This is a genomic window from Halorubrum sp. SP9 (assembly GCF_005435015.1).
Taxonomy (GTDB): Archaea; Halobacteriota; Halobacteria; order Halobacteriales; family Haloferacaceae; genus Halorubrum; species Halorubrum sodomense.
Map to the genome: position 1 here is coordinate 1 of NZ_SGXU01000836.1, position 208 is coordinate 208.

Here is a 208-nt window from a genome sequence, read left to right on the forward strand (position 1 = left end):
TCGCCTCGAAGACGTTGTCCCCGAGGATGAGCATGAAGTCGTCGTCGATGTACTCCTCGACGGTCAACAGCGCGTGCGCCAGCCCGTTCTGCTCGCGCTGGTGGGCGTAGGTGATCGGCACGCCTTCATACTCGTCGCCGTAGTGGTCGATGATCACCTCCTTCAGGTAGCCGACGACAACGACCAGCTCGTCGGCGCCCAGCTCGAT

At 62.5% G+C, this 208-nt stretch carries 1 protein-coding gene; it reads right to left on the reverse strand.

Annotation, left to right across the window (positions count from 1 at the left end; all coding sequences use genetic code 11):
- Positions 1 to 208 (reverse strand): sugar phosphate nucleotidyltransferase (locus EXE45_RS19480; protein WP_274595508.1); only part of this gene is annotated, 208 nt, incomplete at both ends.